Annotated in this window: 15 protein-coding genes; 5 read left to right on the top strand and 10 right to left on the bottom strand. The window is 72.9% G+C overall.

The window, feature by feature from the left end; genetic code table 11:
- Window positions 1–104: 104 nt before the first annotated feature.
- The 6 genes from ABZ453_RS03855 to ABZ453_RS03830 form a co-directional block, all read right to left on the bottom strand.
- Entirely contained in the window at window positions 105–821 is a 717-nt protein-coding gene (locus ABZ453_RS03855) for an alpha/beta hydrolase (protein WP_359011250.1), read from the bottom strand.
- A gap of 17 nt (window positions 822–838) precedes the next feature.
- Complete coding sequence (locus tag ABZ453_RS03850) at window positions 839–1,810, bottom strand: alpha/beta hydrolase (protein WP_359011248.1); 972 nt, start codon at window positions 1,808–1,810, stop codon at window positions 839–841.
- A gap of 53 nt (window positions 1,811–1,863) precedes the next feature.
- On the bottom strand, window positions 1,864–2,757 hold the full coding sequence (locus ABZ453_RS03845; RefSeq protein ID WP_359011246.1) for a helix-turn-helix domain-containing protein: 894 nt from the start codon (window positions 2,755–2,757) through the stop codon (window positions 1,864–1,866).
- A 111-nt stretch (window positions 2,758–2,868) separates the two neighbouring features.
- On the bottom strand, window positions 2,869–4,611 hold the full coding sequence (locus tag ABZ453_RS03840) for a BTAD domain-containing putative transcriptional regulator (protein WP_359011244.1): 1,743 nt from the start codon (window positions 4,609–4,611) through the stop codon (window positions 2,869–2,871).
- Between the two features lie 15 nt (window positions 4,612–4,626).
- Window positions 4,627–7,392, bottom strand: a complete 2,766-nt coding sequence (locus tag ABZ453_RS03835) for a BTAD domain-containing putative transcriptional regulator (RefSeq protein ID WP_359011242.1) — start codon at window positions 7,390–7,392, stop codon at window positions 4,627–4,629.
- 146 nt (window positions 7,393–7,538) lie between these two features.
- Window positions 7,539–8,204, bottom strand: a complete 666-nt coding sequence (locus ABZ453_RS03830) for a TetR family transcriptional regulator (protein WP_359011240.1) — start codon at window positions 8,202–8,204, stop codon at window positions 7,539–7,541.
- A gap of 40 nt (window positions 8,205–8,244) precedes the next feature.
- On the opposite strand from ABZ453_RS03830, the gene ABZ453_RS03825 reads away from it, so the two are divergent.
- The 5 genes from ABZ453_RS03825 to ABZ453_RS03805 all read left to right on the top strand — a co-directional run bounded on the left by ABZ453_RS03825 (window position 8,245) and on the right by ABZ453_RS03805 (window position 13,454).
- Entirely contained in the window at window positions 8,245–8,931 is a 687-nt protein-coding gene (locus tag ABZ453_RS03825) for a class II aldolase/adducin family protein (protein WP_359011238.1), read from the top strand.
- Window positions 8,928–9,854 (top strand): carbohydrate kinase family protein, encoded by a 927-nt coding sequence (locus tag ABZ453_RS03820; protein ID WP_359011236.1) that lies wholly within the window; start codon window positions 8,928–8,930, stop codon window positions 9,852–9,854. The genes ABZ453_RS03825 and ABZ453_RS03820 overlap by 4 nt, the downstream gene beginning before the upstream one ends.
- 88 nt (window positions 9,855–9,942) lie before the next feature.
- On the top strand, window positions 9,943–11,496 hold the full coding sequence (locus ABZ453_RS03815) for an MFS transporter (RefSeq protein WP_359011234.1): 1,554 nt from the start codon (window positions 9,943–9,945) through the stop codon (window positions 11,494–11,496).
- Between the two features lie 93 nt (window positions 11,497–11,589).
- Window positions 11,590–12,522 carry an NAD(P)-dependent oxidoreductase gene (locus tag ABZ453_RS03810; protein WP_359011232.1) on the top strand — a complete coding sequence of 311 codons (933 nt, stop codon included), beginning with the start codon at window positions 11,590–11,592 and terminating at the stop codon, window positions 12,520–12,522.
- Window positions 12,519–13,454: an RNA polymerase sigma-70 factor gene (locus tag ABZ453_RS03805; RefSeq protein WP_359011230.1), complete on the top strand. Its 936-nt coding sequence runs from the start codon at window positions 12,519–12,521 to the stop codon at window positions 13,452–13,454. The genes ABZ453_RS03810 and ABZ453_RS03805 overlap by 4 nt, the downstream gene beginning before the upstream one ends.
- A 9-nt stretch (window positions 13,455–13,463) precedes the next feature.
- Here ABZ453_RS03805 and ABZ453_RS03800 read toward each other — a convergent pair whose 3' ends face one another.
- The 4 genes from ABZ453_RS03800 to ABZ453_RS03785 form a co-directional block, all read right to left on the bottom strand.
- Window positions 13,464–13,889, bottom strand: coding sequence for a VOC family protein (locus tag ABZ453_RS03800; protein ID WP_359011228.1), 426 nt, complete (start codon window positions 13,887–13,889; stop codon window positions 13,464–13,466).
- A complete protein-coding gene (locus tag ABZ453_RS03795; protein ID WP_359011751.1) occupies window positions 13,886–14,659 on the bottom strand; it encodes a LuxR C-terminal-related transcriptional regulator in 774 nt (257 codons plus the stop codon). The genes ABZ453_RS03800 and ABZ453_RS03795 overlap by 4 nt, the downstream gene beginning before the upstream one ends.
- Window positions 14,660–14,932: 273 nt before the next feature.
- A complete protein-coding gene (locus ABZ453_RS03790) occupies window positions 14,933–15,706 on the bottom strand; it encodes an SDR family oxidoreductase (protein WP_359011226.1) in 774 nt (257 codons plus the stop codon).
- A 347-nt stretch (window positions 15,707–16,053) separates the two neighbouring features.
- The gene (locus ABZ453_RS03785; RefSeq protein ID WP_359011223.1) at window positions 16,054–17,760 is read right to left on the bottom strand and encodes an NlpC/P60 family protein; all 1,707 of its coding nucleotides are present in this window, start codon (window positions 17,758–17,760) and stop codon (window positions 16,054–16,056) included.
- Window positions 17,761–17,766 lie beyond the last annotated feature (6 nt).

Genomic DNA, 17,766 nt, shown 5'->3' with positions numbered 1-17,766 from the left:
GCCGCGCGCCGCCCGCCCCACGCCCCCGCGCGGCCGGCCGCGGCGCCGCGCCCCGCGGCGGGCGGCCGCCGCGCCCCCCCCCCCGCGCCGCCTTTCCGGTCCTGTCAGCTCGTGGCCCGAACCGCGTCGCGGATCAGCGCGGCGACCTCCTCGGGCCGGGAGACGGCGACCGCGTGCGAGGCGCCCTCCAGCTCGACGGTCGTCGCCCCGGCGCGCTTGGCGCCGAAGCGCTCCACCTCCGGGTTGATCGCCTCGTCCGCGCCCGCCACCAGGGCCCAGGAGGGCTTGGTCTTCCACGCGGCGGCCGAGGCCGGCTCGGTGAACGACGAGGCGGCGAGCGGGCGCTGCGACACCGCCAGCGTCTTGGTGACCGGGGCCGGGACGTCGGCGGCGAAGACGCCGGGGAACGCCTCGGCCTGGATGGTGACCTCGACCGCCGGCTCCCCGCCCTCGACCGGGTACGTCCACTCCTTGAGGTTGCTGCTCAGCGGCGAGAGCGGGAAGCGCCCCTGCAGCTCGCCCAGGCTCTCGCCCTCCTCGGGGACGTAGGCCGCGACGTAGACCAGGCCGACGACGTTCTCCACGGCACCGGCCACGGTGATGACCGCGCCGCCGTAGGAGTGCCCCACGAGGACGACCGGGCCGTCGATCTGCTCGGCCACGGAGGCGATGTATGCGGCGTCGGCGGCCAGCCCGCGCAGCGGGTTCGGGGGCGCGATCACGGGGATGCCCTGGTTCTGCAGCTCCGCGACGACACCGGCCCAGCTGCCGGCGTCGGCGAAGGCGCCGTGCACGAGAAGGGCGGTGGGTGTGGTGGTCATGTCGGCTGTCTCCCGGCTCAGTTGGTGTGGAGGGCCGCGCGCAGGGTGGCGACGGCCTGGTTGATGGCGGCCTCGGCGGCGTGGGTCTCGCGCAGGGCGTTGAGCATCACGAAGTCGTGGATGATGCCCTGGTAGCGCACGGCGGTCACGGCGACTCCTGCCTCGCGGAGTTTGTTGGCGTAGGCCTCGCCCTCGTCCCGCAGGACGTCCGCCTCACCGGTGATGACCAGGGCCGGCGGCAGCCCGGCCAGCTGCTCGGTGGACGCCCTGAGCGGGGACGCGGTGATCTGCGCCCGCTCGGCCTCGTCGGTCGTGTACTGGTCCCAGAACCACTGCATGCCGTCCCGGCGCAGGAAGTAGCCCTCGGCGAACCGGTGGTAGGACGGCGTGTCGAAGCTCGCGTCGGTCACCGGGTAGAACAACACCTGCTGTACCAGCGGGACATCGCCGCGCTCCTTCGCCTGCAGGGTCAGCGCCGCCGTCATGTTGCCGCCCACCGAATCACCGGCCACCGCCAGCCGGGAGCCGTCCAGGTCCTTGGTGGAACCCTGCTCGACGACCCACTTCGCGACCGTGTAGTTCTGCTCGATGGCGACCGGGTAGCGCACCTCGGGCGAGAGGTCGTACTCGGGGAAGACCACGGCCGCACCCGCGCCGACGGCGAGTTCGCGCACCAGTCGGTCATGGGTGTGGGCGTTGCCGAAGACCCAGCCCGCGCCGTGGATGTAGAGGATGACCGGCAGGGTGCCGGTGGCCCCGGCGGGCCGGACGACGCGTGCCCGGACACTGCCGGTGGGGCCGCCGGAGACGGTGATCCACTCCTCGTCCACCGCGGGCTTGGCGATCTCGCCGGACTGCACCTCGTCGACGGCCTTACGGCCCTCGGCGGGCGGCAGGTCGAAGAGGTACGGCGGGTTGGCGGTGGCCTCGACGAAGGCCTGGGCGGCCGGTTCGAGGACCGGCTTGACCGGTTCGGCGGTCTGGGACATCAAGTTCTCCCCAAGTGTGTGACTGGTGATGCGCGAGCGCGTCGACGAGCACGCTAGGAGCGCAGGGCCGGGGCGAGTTGACTGCCGGCGCACGACTGCTGGTCCCGGAGCGCACTGGAGCGACCGCCCGCCGTCTCGCGCCACTCGCTCGGGGACATGCCGTAGGCGGCCCGGAACACCCGGCTGAAGTGCGGGGCGCTGAGGAAGCCCCACCGGGCGGCGACGGCGGCGATGGTGTGCGTGCCCCGGATGCGGTGCAGCAGATCGCGCCGGCACTCCTCCAGACGTCGGCGCTGGATCCAGCGGCCGACCGTCATGTCCTCGTCCTGGAACAGCTTGTGCAGATAGCGCACCGAGATGTGATGCGCCGCGGCGATCACTTCGGGAGAGAGGTCCGGATCCGCCAGATGCCGGTCCACGTACCTGAGGATCCTGGACAGCAGCGGCGACTGTGCGCCCGGCGCTTGTGCCGATGCCTCGCCCGAGCGCTCGCTGGCCAGGGTGGCCAGCAGGTTCACGGCGTTCCAGGAGAGCATCTCGCCGATCTCGGGCGGGGAGACGGAGACCGTGTCGGCGAGCTCCGACAGGAACGGGGACAGCAGCCCACCCAGCCGGGAGGACCGGCTGACCGGCGCCGTCAGAACCCGCCGCATGGCCTGTTCCGGCAGTCCCAGCGCCTCGCGCGACACCAGGAACACCTTCAGCCGGGCGCCGTCGGGCAGATCCAGTGACGGAGGGTGGTCGGCGTCGTAGAAACAGATGTCGCCAGGGGAGAGGGCGATGTCCGCGGGAGTCTCCGCAGCGGGTGCGCCGCCCCGGACGCCGACGAGGAGGAACTCGCCGCCGACCCCGGCGGAGAGCCGGTGCGCGCCGGGGCGGGGCAACCGCTCGCCGGGCAGTCGCACCGGCACCGCGTCGGTGACGACGATGTCGAGACCCATGGGCATCCTGCACACCTCCGAACAGGACCGAACAAAAACTTTCATCACCGCGGAGCGTAGAGGGGAAGGTGTGAAAAAAGAGTGACGAAGCAATGGCGACACGGCTGTGACCTGGGGTTATGGACGACGGTTCAGCTCGTCGGCGAAGAGCCGCAGCAGGGGATGCCCGGTGTAGCGTCCCGGTGCCGACTCGGTGACGAGGTGGGCGTCGGCGAGTTCGTCGAGCAGCCGGCGGGCCGTGCGCACCGGGACGTCGGCGAGCGCGGCGGCCGTTTGCGCAGTGAGTTCCGGTCCGGAGCCGGCCGACAGCCGGAACAGTCGGGCCGTGTCGGCAGGCAGACGGCGGTAGGAGCCGGCGAACGCGGTGCGTAGGTCGGCGAAGGCGTCGAGACCTGCGGAGCGGCGCAGTTCGGCGGCGACGGACGCGAGTGGGCCGGTGGCTGCCAAGTGGGCCAGGGCGAGCGGCAGTCGCCCGCAGCGCACCACGATCTCCTCGGCCGCCTCCGCTTCGGCAGGAGTCAGTTCCCGGCCGGTGTGGCGCAGCAGGATCCCGAGCGCGTCCGCGGGGGAGGGCAGACCCAGCCGCAGCGGACGGGCTCCGGCGGCGACCAGCCCGGACAGTCCGCGCCGGCTGGTGATCAGCGTCAGACAGCCGGGCGAGGCGGGCAGCAGCGGCCGAACCTGCTCGGTGTCGAGGGCGTCGTCGAGCAGTACCAGCACCCGGCGACCGGACAGCGTGCTCCGGTACAGACCGGCCAGGGCGTCCGGACCGCTCGGTAGACGGTGCTCGGGCACGCCGAGCGCGGTGAGCAGGGAGCGCAGGGCCGCCTCGGAGGTGAGCGGGTCGTCGAGGGGATCGAAACCCCGTAGATCCAGATGGAGTTGGCCGTCCGGATAGCGCGCGGCGGCCTGGTGCGCCCAGTGCACCGCCACTGTGGTCTTGCCGATGCCCGGCATGCCTGTCACGAGGACCGGTGAGGAGTCCACTGACGCGTGCAGCATGCTCAGTTCGGTCTCTCGGCCCACGAACACGTTCGGGTCCGGCGGGAGTTGCGCGGGCGGTGCGAAGGATTCACGCGGCCTGGACCGCAGTTCCTGGCGGAGCACCCGCGTGTGGGCCGCCGCCAGCTCCGCGCCGGGCTTGACGCCCAACTCCCGTTCCAGCAGGAGCCGTACCGAGTCGTACGCGGCGAGTGCGTCGGCCTGGCGGCCGGCGGCGGCGAGTGCCATGACCTGCCTGGCGTGCAGCGACTCGTTGAGGGGATCGAGCCGGACCGCGCGAGCGAGGTGGGGCAGTACGTGGTCCGGTGCGCCGCACAGCAGGGCCGCGTCGGCGGCCATCACGGTCGTGGCGACGAGTTCGCGCTCGACCTCGGTGAACACGGCGTGGTGGCGCACCGGTGCGGGGATGCCCGCCGCGACGAGGCCTCGCCACTCGTCCAGTGCCGCGGCGAAGTGCCGCAGCGCCGGTTCGGGTCGCCCGGTGGCCGCCTCCCGCTTCGCCTGCCTGGTGAGCTCGCGGAACCTCAGCAGGTCGATCTCGTCCTGGGCCGCCTCCAGCCGGTAGCCGTCGGCCCCGCGCAAAAGGCGGCGGCCGGGGGCCCGGGCCGGCAGTCCTGGTTCCAGCAGGCGGCGCAGCGAGCCGACGTAACGGCGGACCACGTTCGGCGCGCTGGCGGGCGGGCCGTCCGGCCACAGGACGTCGACGATCTCACCTGCGGGCAGAGGCCGGCCCGCGCGTACCAACAGCAGGGCCAGCAGGGCGCGTTGCTGGGGGAAGCCGAGGTCCAGTTCGGTCTCCCCGCGCGTCACCCGCAGGGGCCCCAGCACCTCGAACCGCGTCAACTCGTCGTCCGCCACGCTCTGTCCGCTTCCTCAGGCGAGGTCGCGTGCGCCTTCCTGGGCGAACAACCGGTCCCGGACCTCTTCCGCGTCCGGGTGGCCCAGGGACACGAAGAGGGTGAGCGCCTCGCGCCAGGCGGCGTCGGCCTCGTCGGGGGCGCCCATGGCGAGATGGGTGTCCCCGATGTGGACCAACGTGGAAGCCTCCAGGTAGGGCACACCCAACTCCCGGTACAGGGTCAGGGCGTTGTGGTAGCCCAGCAGGGCGTGCGGGTGGCGGCCCAGTCCGTGCTGGGCGTAGGCGATGCTGTCCCAGGTGGACGCCTGGCCGTAGCGGTCGCCCAGGTCCTGGAGCATGGCGAGGGCTTCGAAACAGTGGCTGAGGGCTTCCCGGTACTGGCCGAGCAGCGCGTGGTACCAGCCGACCGAGTTCAGGACGCTGGCCTGCGCGGCCCGGTCGCCGCTCGCGCGGAACAGCTGCAGCGCCTGCTGGTTGTGGTGCAGGGCGCCGGGGAGGTCGCCCTGCTGGTCGGCCTCCCAGCCGAGGCTGCGATGGGTCTGGGCCCGGCCGATCGGGTCGCCCAGCTCCGTGAAGAGTTCCAGGGCGCGGCGCAGCCGGGGTCGGGAGCGGTCGTGCAGGCCCAGCCGGCCCTCGGCCCGGCCCAGGCCGCGCAGGCCGTGCGCCTCCCAGACCGGCTCGGACAGCCGCAGCGCGCTGGTGAGCGCGGTGCGCTGGGCGGCCAGTCCGTCGTGCCAGTGGCCCCGCCGGTCGAAGAACGGTTCCAGGGACCAGGCGAGGAGGGCGGCGAGACGGTCCCGGCCGGAGTGTGCGGCCGCGTCGATCACGGCCGGCAGGACCGGGTACTCGGCGGTCAGCCAGGCCGAGGCCTGCCGGTCGTCGGACAGGTCCTCCACGCTGACGCCGGCCGGGGGTGGTCCCGGCGGCAGGGGATCGGCGTGCGGGGCGAGGATCCGGTCGGCCGCGTGGGCGGAGTGAACGTAATACGCGTACAGGCGGTCGACGGCCGTGTCGCGGTCCTCCTCGGACGCGACCAGTTCGGCGGCGTGGGCACGCAGCAGGTCGTGCAGGGCGTACCGGCCGGGAACGTGCTCGCTCGCCAGATGGACGTCCGCGAGCTCGGACAGCAGGCGCCGTGCCTCCCGCACCGGAACTCCCGCCAATGCCGCGGCGGCGGGCGCCGAGATGTCCGGGCCGGGATGCAGGCCCAGCAGCCGGAAGAGGCGGGCGGCGCCGGGTGAGACAGCCGCCAGCGACCAGGAGAACACCGCCTCGACGTTCGCGGCCGGGTCGCTCCGGCCGAACCCGTCGAGGCTGCCCTGCGCCGCCCGCAGCTCCGCCGCCACGGCAGACAGCGGGAAGTGCGGGTGGGCGGCGGCGCGCGCCACCACACAGGCCAGCGCGAGCGGCAGCCCGCCGCACAGGGCGGTGATCTCGGCGACCGCCTCCGACTCGCCCGCCAGCCGTGCCGCGCCCAGCCGGCGCTCCAGGAACGCCCTGGCCTGCTCGGCGTCGAGCGGCTGCAGGGTCAGCGTGTGCGCCCCGTGCGCGGCGACCAGCCCGGACAGCCGGCTGCGGCTGGTGACGATCGCCAGACTGCCGGGGGTGCCCGGCAGTAGCGGTCGTACCTGCTCGGTGTCGCGCGCGTTGTCCAGCAGCACCAGGAACCGCCCGCCCGCCAACAGGCCGCGGTACAGGGCGGCTTGGGCCTCCATCCCGTACGGCACCTGTTCCGGCGGCACACCCAGCGCGGCGAGGAAGCCCCGGACCGCCTCGCCCGCGCTCATCACCGAACCGGACGGGTCGAAGCCCCGGAGGTTGACGTACAGCTGCCCGTCGGGGAAGCGCTCGGCGACCCGGTGGGCCCAGTGCACGGCGAGGGTGGTCTTGCCGATGCCCGCCATGCCGCCGATCGCGGAGATGACCACCGCCCCGGTCGCGTCGGACAGGGCCAGTACGTCGTCGAGTTCGGCCTCCCTGCCGGTGAACGTCGCCAGGTCGTGCGGGAGCTGGGCGGGCTTCGGCAGGGCGGCGGTCGAGGGGCCGTCCTGCCGCAACGCGCTGTGGGCGTCGTGCAGTTCGGCGCCGGGATCGATACCCAGCTCGTCGGCGAGGCGGGCGGCCGCGGTGCGGTAGGTGTCCAGTGCCTCCGGCCGGCGTCCCGTGGCCGCCAGCACCAGGATCAGCCGGGCCAGCAGGGGCTCGTCCAGCGGATGGCCGGCCGCCGCCTCCCTCAACCGGGGCAGCACCGTCTCCGGCACCCCGGCGCGCAACGCGGCGTCGGCCGCCTCCCGCACGGCGGCCACATGCTCCCCGTCGACCGCGCCGAACCCGGCCCGCTCGCGCACCTCGGGCGGGGTCCCGGCGGCCACCGGCCCCTGCCACAACTCCAGCGCCTCTGTGAGGAGTTCCACCGCATGCCCGGGCGCGGCCCACCGGGCCTCCTCCCGCAGCGCACGGAAGCGCAGCAGATCGAGCGATTCGGCGTCGGCCGCCCAGCGGTATCCGCCCGCGTTCCGCAGCAGTAGGCGTCCGGCGGCCCGGGCGGGCAGGCCGGGTTCCATCAGGCGGCGCAGCGCCCCGACATGCCGGCGCACCACGTTGAGCGCGCTGTGCGGAGGGTTCGCGCCCCACAGCACGGTCACGATCTCGCCCGCCGGGACGGCCTCCCCGGCCCGTACCAACAGAAGCGCCAGCAGGGCCCGTTCACGCGGACCGCCCAGAGCGAGCTCCGCCCCCGCCCGCCGTACCCGAACCGGCCCCAGGACCGAGAACTCCACCGGCCCCACCCCCCTGTTGATCTTCAGCCCCCATTCGACCCTACGTGATGTTCCGAGTTACCCAGGGTCACGGCAGGAAGGGGCGGCCAGGGCGGGGCCGAGCGTCGTCGGCCCGGAGGGCGCGCCTGGCATCCGGGGCGGCACACCTACGGCCGGTAGCGCGCGGTCACGGCCGTGAGGTACCCCCGCAGCATCACCTTCGCCTCCTCCAGCAGCCGCTCGTCACCCCGTGCGTCGCGCCGGAAGGCCTCCTGGGCCAGCGCGTCCGCGGCCAGGACCGAGGCGTGGCAGGCGCGGGCGAGGGCCTCGTCGTCCCCGGCGAGGTCGAGGGCGAGCAGGACGCGGCGGATCCCGTCGGCCATCCGACGCTTGTGCTCGCGGTCGGCGGCCCGGGTCCGCTCGGTCAGGCCACTGCCGAACCACAGGGCGCGGAAGCCGTGTTCACTGCGGTAGATCGCGGCGTAGGCGTCCACGAGCATGCCGACCGGGTCCGCCCATCGCTCGGTCGCCGCCGCCTCGGCGAAACCGTCCATGGCGGCCTCCAGCTTGGTGAAGTACCCGGCCGCCAGGGCGTCGATGATCGCGTCCCGGTCGGGCAGGTACTGGTACAGCGAGCCGACCGACACCCGTGCCGCCGCGGCCACCCGGGTCGTGGTCAGCGCCTCGACCCCGTCGCGGATCAGGATGTGCTCGGCCGTCTCCAGCACCCGTGCCAAGCGGGCCTTGCTGCGCGCCTGTTGCGGGGTCCGGCGCAGGGGGAGGGCCCCGCCGGGATCCGCGGTGGGCTCTCCCACGAAGGAACCTCCGAACATGAACGTGACATTGTTTCACGTTTAGACTACGGTCGCGCCCATGACCGACTCAAGCTCGGCGCTGGGGCCGCAGCGGGCCGCCGTGGCCGAGGCCTGCCGGCGTCTGGGGGCCGAGGGCCTGCTCATCGGTACGGCCGGGAACGTCAGCATGCGCGTCGAGGACCGGGTCGCGATCACCGCCACCGGCGCGGTGCTCGCCGAACTGACCCCGGACCAGGTGAGCGTGGTCGACCTGGACGGCAAGCTCGTGGCCGGGACGCTGGCGCCGACCTCGGAACTGGACCTGCATCTCGGTGTCTACCGCCGCTACGGCACCGGAGCGGTCGTCCACACCCACGCCCCGATGGCCACCGCGCTCTCCCTCGTCCTCGACGAACTCCCCTGCGTTCACTACCAGTTGCTCGCCCTGGGCGGTACCGTCCGGGTCGCGCCGTACGCCACCTTCGGCACCCCCGAACTCGCCGAGTCGGTGATCGCCGCACTGGAGGGCCGCAGCGCCGCCCTGATGGCCAACCACGGCGCGGTCACCCACGCGACGACGCTCGACAAGGCCGTCGAGCACGCGCTGCTGCTGGAGTGGGCCTGCGGCGTCTACCAGCACGCCGCCGCGCTCGGCACCCCCCGCGTCCTCGATGAACAGCGGCAACTCGCGGTGATCGAGGCCGCGATCGCCCGTGACTACGGCACCACCCACCCCGTACCACCCGCGCAGGAGGAGAAGCGATGAAGGTCGTCACGATGGGCGTGCACGTACTGGACGTGCTGGTACGGCCGGTTGAGGCGATACCCGAGGGCCAGGGTGCCACCCTCGTCGAGGACATCAGGATGACCGCCGCCGGGACGGCGGCCGGCACCGCCCTGACCCTCGCCAAGCTGGGCGCCGACGTCCGCACCGCCGGTGCGATCGGCACCGACCCGACCGGCGACCTGCTCCTGCAACTGCTGGAGCGGGCGGGAATCGACACCGGGCTGGTCGTCCGCCGGATCGACACCTCCACCTCGGCCACCGTCCTGCCCATCCGCCCGAACGGCGACCGCCCCACCCTCCACCTGCTCGGCGCCAACATCACCTACGGCCTCGACGACGTCCCTTGGGACGCGCTGGCCGAGGCGACGCATCTGCACCTGGGGGGACCGGAGTTGATCGGCGCCGAGGTCGCCGCGCGGATCCTCGCGCACGCCAAGGAGCACGACGTCGTCACCTCCGTCGACCTTCTCGCGCCGGGCGAACTGGGCACCTTCGACCAGATCGAGCCGGTCCTCCCGTACATCGACTACCTGCTCCCCAACGAGGACCAGGTCCTCGGCTTCAGCGAGGAGCAGGATCTGGTCACGGGCGCCGGGAGGTTCGTCGCGGGCGGTACCGGTCTTGTCGCCGTCACCCGCGGCGGCGACGGTGCGCTGCTGGTCACGGCCGAGGGCACCGAGACGGTCCCCGCCTTCGACGTCGAGGTCGTCGACACCACCGGCTGCGGCGACGCCTTCTCGGCCGGCTTCCTGCGCGGCGTCAGCCTCGACCGCACCCCGAAGGAGGCCGCCGTACTCGGCAACGCGGCGGCGGCCCTGGTGGCGCAGGGCCTCGGCAGCGACCACGGCGCCTTCGACCTCCCGGAGGCCGACGAGTTCGCGATGACCCACAAGACCCGGTGACCGCCGTGTCACCAATCGAGTGGTGACGGTCGCGGCACGGGCGTACGGTCGGACAGTGGACGGCATCGTTCACTGAGAGCACTTCACCATGAGCAGCAGCCCGCAGCCGACCTCCGCAGCACAGACCACCTCCCGGGCACCGGGCGGTGGCGGGAACGGCATGGCGCTGCTGGTCATCGCGTCCTGCCAGCTGATGGTGGTCCTCGACATCACCATCGTGAACATTGCGCTGCCGCACATCCAGAGCGCGTTGGACTTCTCCACGACCAGCCTGTCCTGGGTGGTCAACGCCTACACGCTGACCTTCGGCGGCCTGCTGCTGCTCGGCGGCCGCACCGGCGACATCCTCGGCAGACGGCGCATGTTCATCGTCGGGGTGCTGCTGTTCGCCGTCGCCTCCCTGCTGGGCGGGCTCGCCCAGAACTCCGGCGAACTGCTCGCCGCCCGCGCTCTGCAGGGCGTCGGCGGCGCGATCGCCTCACCGACCGCGCTCTCCCTGGTCAGCACCACCTTCCCGGAGGGCCCCGAACGCAACCGGGCCTTCGGTGTCTTCGCCGCCGTCTCCGCCGGCGGCGGCGCCATCGGACTGCTGGCCGGCGGCATGATCGTCGAGTGGCTGAACTGGCGCTGGGTGCTCTTCGTCAACGTCCCCATCGGCGTCCTCATCGCCCTCGCCGCGCCCCGCTGGATCAAGGAGTCCGAACGCCACCCCGGTCACTTCGACATCCTCGGCGCGCTGACCTCGACCCTGGGCATGGTGCTGCTGGTGTACGGCTTCATCCGGGCCGCGCAGGAGGGCTGGCGGGACGCGCTGACGCTGGCCTCGTTCGCCGGGGCCGTCGTCGTCCTGGCCGCGTTCATCCTGATCGAAAGGGGTTCCGTCCAGCCGATCACACCCCTGCACATGTTCGCCGACCGTAACAGAGCGGGCACGTACGGCATGATGCTCAGCCTCGCCGCCGCGATCTTCGGCATGTTCTTCTTCCTGACCCTCTTCGTGCAGGACGTGCTGAACTTCAGTCCACTGCGGGCCGGACTCGCCTTCCTGCCGGTCAGCGCCGTCATCGCGGTCGGCGCGGGGCTCGCCTCGCGGTTCCTGCCCCGGTTCGGCCCCAAACCGTTCCTCGTGGTGGGCGCCCTCCTCGCGGCGGGCGGTCTGGCCTGGCTGACCCTGACCGACGTGCACTCCACCTACGCCGGCAGCATCCTCGGCCCGATCCTCGTCTTCAGCCTGGGCATGGGCATGGAGTTCGTGTCGCTGACGCTGATGGCGCTGTCCAACGTCTCCGTCCAGGAGACCGGCGCCGCCTCCGGACTCCTCAACGCCACCCAGCAGGTGGGCGGTTCGCTCGGACTGTCCATCCTGGTCACCATGTTCGGCACGGCCAGCACCAACGAGGCCCACCAGCAGATCCCGCTCTTCCTCGCCCAGGCGACCCCGGCCGAGCGGCTGCGCTTCCGGCGCACCGGACAGCTCCCGAGCCCCTGGTCCGACCAGGTTCTCACGCACGGGATCTCCGCCGCGTTCGTCGTCGCGGCGATCTTCGCCGTGGTCGCGGCCCTGATCGCGGTCGTCGTCATCCAGGTCCGCCCCTCCGACCTGGAGCGCCTCCAGGGCGGCATGGGACCCGGCTCCGTCTGAGACCCCACCCGCGACAGGATTTTCCCGCCCCCATGTCACAGACACGGGGGGCTGTCTCGTCCACAGGGCAGAGACGATTCCGGGAACGGGAAGGTGATCGTTGTGCGGGTGTTCGTGGCAGGCGGGACGGGGGTCCTGGGACGGCGGCTGATTCCGCAGCTCGTCGCCAGGGGCCACCAGGTGACGGCTACGACGACCAGCGCGGCCAAACTGCGGCTGCTGGCGGACCTCGGCGCGGACGGGGTCGTGATGGACGGCCTGGACGCGGCCTCCGTCGGCGAGGCGGTGGCCACGGCACGGCCGGACGCGATCGTGCACCAGATGACCGGGCTCGGCACCGGCCAAGCCGACATGAAGCACTTCGACCGGTTCTTCGCCACCACCAACCGGCTGCGCACCGAGGGCACGGACCATCTGCTGGCCGCCGCCGAGGCGACCGGCGTGTCCACCTTCGTCGCCCAGAGCTTCGGCAGTTTCAACGGCATCCGCGAGGGCGGCTGGATCAAGACCGAGGACGATCCGCTCGACCCGATGACGGGCACGGTGCTGCGCCCGATGATCGAGGCGGTCAACCACCTCGAGGACGTGGTCGTGCGGGCCGGCGGCGCGGTCCTGCGCTACGGCGCGTTCTACGGGCCGGACGCCATCGACGACCAGGTCGAGCTGGTCCGCAGGCGGAAGTTCCCGCTCGTGGGACGCGGCACCGGACACAGCTCGTGGATCCACCTCGACGACGCGGCGTACGCCACCGTCCTGGCCGTCGAACAGCACGCGAAGGGCGTGTACTGCATCGTCGACGACGAACCGGCCCCGGCCGCGGAATGGCTGCCCCACCTCGCGGCCGTCGCGGGCGCCAGGCCGCCGATGCGGGTGCCGAAGTGGCTGGCGCGCCTGTTGGCGGGGGACCTGCCGGTGATCATGATGCTGGAGGGCCGCGGCTTCTCCAACGCCAAGGCCAAACGTGAACTGGGCTGGGAGCCGCGCCACCCGTCGTGGCGCCAGGGATTCAAGGAGGAGCTGGCGTGAGCCGCACGGAGGACTTCGAGGAGCTGCGGCCGCTGCTGTTCGCGATCGCCTACCGCATCCTCGGCAGCGTCAGCGAGGCGGAGGACGCCGTGCAGGAGACCTGGCTGCGCTGGGAGCGCACCTCGACCCTGCCGAGATCGACCAAGGCGTATCTCTCGGCCGTGGTCACCCGGATCTCCGTCGACGTCCTGCGCTCGGCCCGGGTCCGGCGCGAGGAGTACGTCGGCCCCTGGTTCCCCGAGCCGCTGCTCACCGACCCCTACGAGGACCCCGAGCGCTCGGCGGAGCTGTCCGACTCACTGTCGATGGCGGCGCTGCTGCTGCTCGAACGGCTCTCCCCGCTGGAGCGCGCCGTGTTCGTGCTGCGCGAGGTGTTCGGCTTCGGTTTCCCGGAGATCGCCTCGGCCGTCGACCGGTCCGAGGCGGCGTGCCGGCAGCTCGCGGTGCGGGCGCGACGGCACATGGACGCGGGCCGGCCGCGCTTCGAGGCCGACCGCAAGGAGCGCGAGGAACTCGCCGAGCGGTTCTTCGGCGCCTTCCGGGAGGGCGACGTCGACGGACTGCGGGACCTGCTCGCCGCCGACGTCCAGCTGGTCGGTGACGGCGGCGGCAAGGCGCCCGCGCTGGCCAACGCCGTCCGCGGCCCGGAGAACGTGGCCCGCTTGATCGCCTCGTTCGTCTCGATGTGCGTCGCCACAGGGGTCGTGGCCGAGCCACACCTGGTGAACGGCCAGCCGGGCGCGCTCTTCCGCGACCGGGACGGCAGGGTCGTGAGCACCTTGGCGCTGGACATCCTCGGCGGACGGATCCAGACGATCCGTGGGGTCGTCAACCCGGACAAGCTCGGACACCTGGGCCCCGTGGCGGACACGTGGGCGCTCAAGGACGAGGCGATGCGGACACGCCGCCGCCAGCCCGACCCCACGGGCTGAGCGCCCCGCTCAGGACACCGACGTGCCGCCCCACTCCTCCGGGGCCACGTCCGCCAGCGTCTGGGAGAACGTCCAGTGGTGGCCGGCCGGGTCCTCGGCCGAGTACTGGCGCTCGCCGTACTCGAAGTCGGTCGGCTCCATGAGGATCCGGGCGCCGTGCGCACGGGCCCGCTCGCAGTGCGCCCGGGCGTCCTCCACCCGGACCGTCACCGAGTGCGTGACCTCGCCGGGACGCGGTGGACGGCGGTCGTGCCGGACGTCCCCGATGATCACCGCCCCGTCGCCGAAGGCGAGTTGGGAGCGGTGGTCCTCGCCGATGCGTACCCGCTCGGTGAACCCGAAGGCCTCGCCGAGCCAGGCGACGGCGGCCCGCACGTCGGGGTAGATCAGGACGGGGATGACCGTCGCGGAGGGGATGGAGCGGTTCGGCCTCATGACTGGCTCCAGGCGTTCGTGTCCCGTGGCGCGGAGGGCGTGGGCACCAAGCCCAGGCGCTGGGCCCGCAGCACCGTACTGATGCGGTCGCGTGTGCCCAGTTTGCGGTAGATCTTCTCGACGTGCTTGTGCACCGTGCGATCCGATATGCCGAGCCGCCGGCCGATCGCGGCCGCGGTCAGCGCGTCCGCCAGCAGCACCAGGACCGCCGTCTCACGGGGCGTCAGCCCGCAGTCCGGGGCCGCTGAGGGGTCGGTCGAACGCCGGTGGCGTTCCAGGAGTTGCCGCTGCTGTTCCACGGCGGCCAGCAGGGGCTGGAGCTGGGCCGCCAGCCGGAGATGGTCGTCGGTGAAGTCCGTACCGGAGCGGTAGACCATGCACCCGGTGACCGGGGTCGTCGTTCCGGGCAGCGGGATCGCCAGGACGTGGTCGGCGGCCATGAGGTCGCCGATCAGCTCCGCGGTGGGGCTCGACGACCAGGCCCGCCCCGCCGCCCGGCGCGCGGTCAGCGGGGTGCGGTCCGGGCCGGAGGAGTACAGGGACGCGAAGGGGTAGCCCTCCCGCAGCAGGCCCACGGCCTCGTCCCCGAGCACCGCGAACTCGGCGGCGACGGCGGACGGCATGCCGACCGTGCCCCCGGACTCGTTCCAGTCGTCCAGCTTGTAGATCAGACTCTCACCGCCGCACAGGCCGGGCAGGGCGTCCGCGAGCATCGGCCACAGCCGCTCGGGCTCCCGTTCGTGCAGTGCCGCGACCGCCACCGACAGCATGCGTTCCTGCGCCCCGACCAACACCTGTGCCACGTTCCCACTCCGCTCGTGCGCCGCGTACGCAGTTGTACCCATACCGGCGACGTCCAGCCTGCCTCAGACTGCAACGGAGCAACAAGGACGTTCACGGATGTACTCCAGCACAACGGCGCACCAGCGGCCGCGGCGGGGAGACCCGGCGGTTCGGTGGGGGACAGCCGGTGCTCTCCGAGGCCCGGAGCCCGTGCGGGCCGCCGGAGCGGGGGACCGGCGGCCCGCACGGGCCCGAGGAGTTCAGGCTCCTCCCGCGCCTCCCGGCGGATTCGCCGCCCGCATCGCGTCCGAGATGGACTTGACGCCGCCGTGCGCGGTCAGCCCCCCGTCCACCGGGATCTCGGCCCCGGTGATGAAGGACGATTCGTCGGAGAGCAGGAACACCACCAGCGGCGCGATGTCGTCCACCGTGCCACTGCGGCCCAGCGGTGTCTCCCCGATGGTCGCCGCACGGAACGCCGGGGTGGCGGCGGCGGTCATCGGCGTCTCGATGTACCCGGGATGCACGGTGTTGACGCGGATGCCCTTCGGCCCCAGCTCGGTCGCCGCGATCTTCGACAGCCCCCGCAACGCCCACTTGCTGGCGGTGTACGCCACCGGGTAGTAGCCGGTGAGCGCGGCGGACGAACCGACGTTGACGATCGAGGAGCCCGGTGGCATCAGCGGCGCGAGGTGCTGGATCCCGAGCAGCGGTCCGGTGGTGTTGACGGCCTGGACCTGCGCGAAGTCCTCCGGCCGCACCTCACCGAGCCGTTCGCGCCGGATGACACCCGCGTTGTTCACCAGGCCGTGGATCTCGCCGTACGACTCCTTCAACTCCGCGGCCAGCGCGGCCCAGTCGCTCTCCCTGCTGACGTCCAGCCGCCGCACGTCACCCTGCGGCCGCACGTCCGTGGCCACCACCCGGGCACCGGCCCGGGTCAGCGCCTCCACCTCGGCTTCGCCCTGGCCGCCCGCGGCCCCGGTGACGACGACGGTCTTCCCGGCCAGCCGCCCCTCGTACTGATCACTCATGCCGCCATCCTTCACCAGCGAGGCAGCTTCAGCTCGTACTCCGGCTGCACACGCCCGCATGTAACCGGTGTCGTCGCGGTTGCGCGTCGGGGATGGCGGCCGCGACATGGGTCATCCCGGGAATGGTCGGGGTCGAGTCCTCCAAGTACTTCAGCACACCGACCAGTTGAGGGCGACATGGACCGAGGTCTCCACGGTCCGGGCCGTGTTGGGGTCCAGCCGCAGCGGCTGCCCGGGGAAGGCCGAATTCACCGACCCTGTCCATCTCGTGCGCGACACGGTGACCGCCGAACGCCGAAGAGGCCGCCCACGGTTCGTGGACGGCCTCTTCGGTGGAGCGTGTGCTGCTACGCGGGGCGCACCGCTATGCGGATCGCGGCCTCGCCGGCGTAGTGGACCGACTCCTCGCGGATCACCGCGCCCGGTCCGGGGGCGTGGATCATCAGACCGTTGCCGGTGTAGAGGCCGACATGGCTGAAGTTGTCGTTGAAGAAGATCAGGTCACCGGGACGGCTCTCGGCGAGCGGGACCACCGTGCCGGTGCTCGCCTGCTCGTGCGTGGACCGCGGCAGCGCGACCCCGGCGGCACGCCAGGCGGCCTGGGCTAGCCCGGCGTTGTCGTACGACTCCGGTCCGACCGCGCCCCACAGACACGGCCTGCCGATCTGCGCCCGGGCGAAGGACACGGCCCGGTCCGCCTTGGTGCCGACCGGCGGCTCGGCGGGCGCCTCGGGCACCCCGGTGTCGAGGACCGACGGCTCCTGGAGCCGACGCCACTGGTCCGACACGGGCAGGCTCGAGTCGACCGCGGCGGGCAGGCTCCACGCACCGGTGTCCATGACGGACGGCTGCTGCGGGACCGCCTCGACGGTGGGCTGCTGGAAGCTCCACTGCGTGCCGGTGTCCAGGGCGGTCAGCTGCTGCTGCGCCCCCGTGTCGGTGATGGACGGACCCACGTCGGGGACGGCCGGCTGCTGCAGGCTCCACGGTTCGCTGGCCGGCACGCCCGTGTCGAGCACGGACGGCTGCTGCAGCCGCCAGGCCTCCTCCGTCGCACGGCTCGCCTGATCCGACCAGGGCGCCGGAGCCGCCTGCGGCGCAGGAGTCGCGAGCGCCGACTGCGGTGCGGCCATGGTCATCGAGGGCATGGCGGCCTGCGGTGCCATGGTCATCGAGGGCATGACGCCCGTCTGGGATGTCGTGGCCGCCGGGGACATGAGGGTCGCCTGTGGCCCCGTGGCCGTCGGCGACATGACGGTCGACTGCGGTGTCATGGCCGGCGAGGGCATCACGGCCGTCTGCTCCGGCATGGGCGTCGGCGACATGACCGCCGCCTGGGGTAGGGACGTCTGCCGGGCCGTGTACCGGTACAGCAGCTCACTCGCCGCGGCGATCTTGCGCTGGCTCTGCTCCTTGGACGTGCGCAGCGACGCCTGCCGCGGCTCGCCGCCCGTCGCGCCCGCCGCCATGGCGGACTCCTGCCGCTGCGCCGGTACGGCGGGCAGCGCGGCCGTGCCGCCACCCGCGGTCAGCTCGGCGACCGGACGGAGCGGTCCGCCCGCCGGCAGCTCGGCCACGGGCCGGCCGGGTGCCTCCAGCTCGAAGCCGGTCCGTGCCTCCGGGGAGCGCGCGGGCAGCGACGGGGCCGGGCGGGGGGAGGAGGTGCGCTGGGCGGGCATGCGGTCGGCCGGCAGGATCGCCGGGATCGTCGGCCCCAGCGAAGCGCGCGCCGCGTCGAACCACTGCCGGGTCACGTTGTCCAGATCGGGGTCCGAGCGCCTGCCGCCGCCCGCCGGTGCGCCGCGTCCTCGCGAGCCGGTCACCGTCGGCCGGGTGAAGTTCCACTGGCCGGTGTCGGACTCGGCCCGGTCGTAGAGGCTGCTCACCCGGTCCCGGACGGCCTCCCGACTGGGGGCGTCCTCCCCGGCGAGGGGCACGGCGTCGGCGCTCTGCGAGAGCATGGCCACCGAGGTGAGGGCCGCCGCGGCGAGGGTGGAGCTGCGCATCCCGGGGAGGCCGGAGCCGCCCGTGCGCGATGGTCGATCCGGCGCCATGGGAGC

This window comes from Streptomyces sp. NPDC005799, from assembly GCF_040630525.1.
In the GTDB taxonomy this organism is placed as follows: domain Bacteria; phylum Actinomycetota; class Actinomycetes; order Streptomycetales; family Streptomycetaceae; genus Streptomyces; species Streptomyces griseorubiginosus_B.
This window is presented reverse-complemented; position numbering and strand designations above follow the sequence as displayed.

Bases quoted from the DNA above. Each gene is read 5' to 3' on its own strand.
- ABZ453_RS03855 (WP_359011250.1), bottom strand. From the start codon at position 821: ATGACCACCACACCCACCGCCCTTCTCGTGCACGGCGCCTTCGCCGAC.
- ABZ453_RS03850 (WP_359011248.1), bottom strand. From the start codon at position 1,810: ATGTCCCAGACCGCCGAACCGGTCAAGCCGGTCCTCGAACCGGCCGCC.
- ABZ453_RS03845 (WP_359011246.1), bottom strand. From the start codon at position 2,757: ATGCCCATGGGTCTCGACATCGTCGTCACCGACGCGGTGCCGGTGCGA.
- ABZ453_RS03830 (WP_359011240.1), bottom strand. From the start codon at position 8,204: ATGTTCGGAGGTTCCTTCGTGGGAGAGCCCACCGCGGATCCCGGCGGG.
- ABZ453_RS03825 (WP_359011238.1), top strand. From the start codon at position 8,245: ATGACCGACTCAAGCTCGGCGCTGGGGCCGCAGCGGGCCGCCGTGGCC.
- ABZ453_RS03820 (WP_359011236.1), top strand. From the start codon at position 8,928: ATGAAGGTCGTCACGATGGGCGTGCACGTACTGGACGTGCTGGTACGG.
- ABZ453_RS03815 (WP_359011234.1), top strand. From the start codon at position 9,943: ATGAGCAGCAGCCCGCAGCCGACCTCCGCAGCACAGACCACCTCCCGG.
- ABZ453_RS03800 (WP_359011228.1), bottom strand. From the start codon at position 13,889: ATGAGGCCGAACCGCTCCATCCCCTCCGCGACGGTCATCCCCGTCCTG.
- ABZ453_RS03795 (WP_359011751.1), bottom strand. From the start codon at position 14,659: ATGCTGTCGGTGGCGGTCGCGGCACTGCACGAACGGGAGCCCGAGCGG.
- ABZ453_RS03790 (WP_359011226.1), bottom strand. From the start codon at position 15,706: ATGAGTGATCAGTACGAGGGGCGGCTGGCCGGGAAGACCGTCGTCGTC.
- ABZ453_RS03785 (WP_359011223.1), bottom strand. From the start codon at position 17,760: ATGGCGCCGGATCGACCATCGCGCACGGGCGGCTCCGGCCTCCCCGGG.